The 4,165-nt window shown below is 37.8% G+C and carries 2 protein-coding genes; both read left to right on the top strand.

Annotation, left to right across the window (positions count from 1 at the left end):
• Positions 1-3,231 (top strand): hypothetical protein (locus ACGHIN_RS16795; RefSeq protein WP_390456222.1); only part of this gene is annotated, 3,231 nt, incomplete at its 5' end.
• A 124-nt stretch (positions 3,232-3,355) separates the two neighbouring features.
• A partial coding sequence (gene dusB / locus ACGHIN_RS16800; RefSeq protein WP_390456225.1) for a tRNA dihydrouridine synthase DusB occupies positions 3,356-4,165 on the top strand: 810 nt, incomplete at its 3' end.

The following is a 4,165-nucleotide window of genomic DNA, read 5'->3' on the forward strand; positions in this document are numbered from 1 at the left end:
GCACAAATATTCACGTGGAAAAATCCAAACCTTCCTACAGATAAAGATACAATAAAAAATGATACTCTTTTCACTTTTAAGAGAGATAGTATATTTTCTGTCAGAAAAGATAGTATTATAGCGGCCAGACTTGAACAGGATATTTTCGCCAAAGACACCCTTGATTTTGTAAAAACCAATAATAAAATTATCGTGGATGAGGCTGTTCTTGCGAAAAACGATAAAAAAAGATTCTTGGGTGAGCTCAACTCAAAGGGTTCTATTATCCGGGGGATAACTTTTGGGAATAATCAGGGTCAATCCGTTCAAAGTTCGATGGACCTCCAGATTTCCGGAAGGCTTTCTAAAGATGTAACGATTCTCGCAAGTATATCTGATCACAATTTACCGATTCAGGCAGATGGATATACTCAGACTCTGGAAGAGTTTGATAAAATTTATATGCAGCTGAACATTAAGGATAAATCGATTCTAAGGGCTGGGCATTTGGATCTTGTAGAAGCCAAAAACTATTTTGCAAAATATCAGAGACGAAGCATGGGACTGCAGTTCCAGACGGAGTTTGGTAAAGATAATAAAACCTTCGTTGATGTTTCGATGGGGGTAGCCCGAAGTGAATTCCACAGGGTACGTTTCCAGGGAGTCGAGGGCAATCAGGGACCTTATCGACTTACCGGCAAGAATGGAGAACAATTTATAACTCTTATTTCCGGATCGGAACAGGTTTTTATTGATGGCATTTTAATGAAGCGTGGGGAAAATCAGGATTATATTATCAACTACAATACAGGCGAAGTTACATTTACCAGTTTCCGTCCTATTTTCCAGCAGAATTTCATTACGATTTCCTATAATTATACCAACAGGAATTATTCAAGATATCTGTTCACCGGAAAAGTTGAGCATAAGAGAGAAAAGCTGAGATTAGGATTGAATTGGTTTATGGAGAATGATAATAAGAATGCTCCGTTATCCCTTAATTTGTCTCAGGAAGACGAACAGATTCTGGCGAATGCAGGAAATGATCCGAATTTAATGTATGCACCTTCCGGTGTTCTTACAGAATACGACGTTAATAAAATCTTATACCGTCTGATTCAGGATCCTAACGGCAATTATTATGAATTCTCCACCGATCCCAATGAAACGCTTTATCAGGTTTCCTACACGTATTTCGGAGCGAATCTTGGAGATTATAAAATTACTCAGACCACCAACAATGGCCGTGTTTTTGAATATGTAGGCCCTAATATGGGAGATTACAGAGCCGTAAGGAAGCTTCCTTCCCCGCAAAAATCCCAGGTTTATTCACTTAATTCCGAATTCCTCATGAAAGAAGGAAAAATTGGTGCAGATTTCTCTTTAAGCAATTATGATATCAACTTATTTTCTTCAAGAGACTCACAACAAAATATAGGATATGCAGGGCGTATTTTCGGAAATAAAACTTTTACCAAAAATAACTGGAAAGGAACGCCGAGCTTTGAATATCAATATATTGATAAACAATTCCATATTTTAGACCGTATCAATGATGTGGAATTTTCCAGGGATTTCAACCTTGCCCAGGAATTCAGTGGAAGAACCCAAAACAGGTTTATTTTTAGTTTCCTGAATAAATGGAACAACAAATCTACTTTAAACTATCGTATCAATTATCTTGATGAACGTGATTCTTATAAAGGTATTAAAAATGATCTGGATTTTGGCTGGATTACCGGGAAATTCCTTACCAAAGGAAATCTTTCTTATCTGAGTACCAATGCAACACTTCAGGACACCAAGTTCATAAGGGGAGGCGTCTCTACTGAATATGTTGGCAAAAAAGGGAGCTGGGCTATTGGAGGAAGCATGGAACACAACGAAAAAAAATACAATGACACCCAGCTTATGGATGTCACGAGCTTCAGCTGGAAAGAAATTTTCGTACAAAAGAAAATAGGTGACAGTACAAGAACCAAGTTATTGACGAAAATCTATATGAGAGACAACGATTCCGTTCGTGACAATCGATTGCAGAATATGAACAATATTTTAGGGATTATGGCCGAAAGTCAGATCATCAAGACTGAAAAAACCACCCTGAATGCTTTGCTTCATTATAGAAAATTCTTTTACCAGAATGCCGATGCCGATATGACCAGGAACAACGATTTTGTGGTAGGTAACATCCTTTACAATCAGCAACTTTTCCGAAACGGAATGCGCTTACAGGCATTTTATGAACTGGGTAACGGACAGGAGGCCCAAAGGGAATTCCAATATATAAAAGTGACTGATGGACAAGGAATTTATAAGTGGACCGATTATAATGGTGATGGAATTCAACAACTCGACGAATTTGAGATTGCAGAATATTCTGACCTGGCTCAATACATCCGGATTTATACCAACTCTGTAAGGTATCTTCCCTCCAATAAAAATAAGCTTCAGTTAGCATTATTTGTAAATCCATCAATTATTTTCAACTCTGAAAACTCCTTTCTGAAGCGTTGGAACTTTAATATTTCCTTAAATTCACAGAATTCCTTCTTTAAGAAAGATAAAGTTTTAGTACTGAATCCTTTTGAGAAAAATGAGGACCAGATTCTTAAAAACCAGAATATTTTAACCTCAGTTCAGTTCAGCCCTACTGAAAAATCGGGATGGAACGGAAACTACCGCTTTATTTCTAATGACAACCTCATCAATGCCAATTTCAGTAATGAAGAAAGAGAGCAAATTTCTCATTTCCTGAATATCGGTTATTGGTTTAATAAAGAATTCAGGATAGACTGGGAAAATTCTGTACACGATATTCAAAATTCTTCACAATTGTTTAAAACCCGGGATTATCGTTTAAGTAATTTTGAGACAAAGCCTAAAGCTACTTATAAATTCACAGATGCTATCCAGGCAGAACTTTCTTCAGCTTTCCGTCAAAAACAAAGAGTGGATGGTGAGGAGTTTCTGAAAGCATTTGATATTACAGGGACCATTCAATGGGAACGTAAGAAAACCTCTATCCGGGGAAATTTCTCATTTATCAATAACGACTTCGTGGGTAACAACTTCAGTATTGTTGGGAACCAGATGCTTGACGGCTTAAAACCGGGAAAAAATCAGGTCTGGAGCGTATTCATACAGCAGGCCATTAATTCCTTTTTACAATTGAATCTCAATTATGAAGGCAGAAATTCCGGTGACAGAACTATTCATATCGGTAGCATGCAGGTGAAGGCAAGCTTCTAGGATTATACATGATGAATGATAATTGATAGTTGATGGTTGATGGTTGATGGTTCAAAATAAATACTATTTATACTGATAGATAATATCAGTCTGATAGAAAGTTAGAAATTCGTAAATTTGCACTATGATAAAAATAGGCAACATAGAACTGCCGGAATTTCCTCTTTTGCTGGCTCCGATGGAAGATGTAAGTGATCCTCCGTTCAGACGTCTGTGCAAAATGCATGGTGCAGATCTGATGTATTCGGAATTTATTTCTTCCGAAGGCTTGATCCGTGATGCTATCAAAAGCCGAAAAAAATTAGATATTTTCGATTATGAAAGACCTGTAGGAATCCAGATTTTCGGAGGTGATGAAGAGGCAATGGCCATGTCTGCAAGGATTGTGGAAACCGTAAATCCGGATTTAGTTGATATTAATTTCGGATGCCCGGTAAAAAAAGTTGTTTGCAAAGGTGCCGGAGCCGGTGTATTGAAAGATATTGATCTTATGGTTCGTCTTACAAAGGCTGTCGTAAGTTCTACTCATTTACCTGTGACTGTAAAAACCCGTTTAGGATGGGACAGCACTTCCATTAATATTGATGAAGTGGCAGAACGTTTACAAGAAACAGGAATCAAAGCTTTAACCATCCATGCCAGAACCCGTGCACAAATGTATAAAGGTGAAGCGGATTGGGAACATATTTCAAGAATTAAACAAAATCCAAATATTGAGATTCCGATCTTTGGAAACGGAGATATTGATTCTCCTGAAAAGGCATTGGAATACAAACAAAAATATGCCTGCGACGGAATCATGATTGGTCGTGCTGCCATTGGATATCCTTGGATCTTCAATGAAATCAAACATTTCTTTGCAACCGGAGAGCATCTTCCGGCTCCAACCATTTCAGACAGATTACTGGCTGTCCGTCAGCATGCAGAATGGAGC

The sequence above is a fragment of the Chryseobacterium barbadense genome (assembly GCF_042849955.1).
Classification (GTDB): domain Bacteria; phylum Bacteroidota; class Bacteroidia; order Flavobacteriales; family Weeksellaceae; genus Chryseobacterium.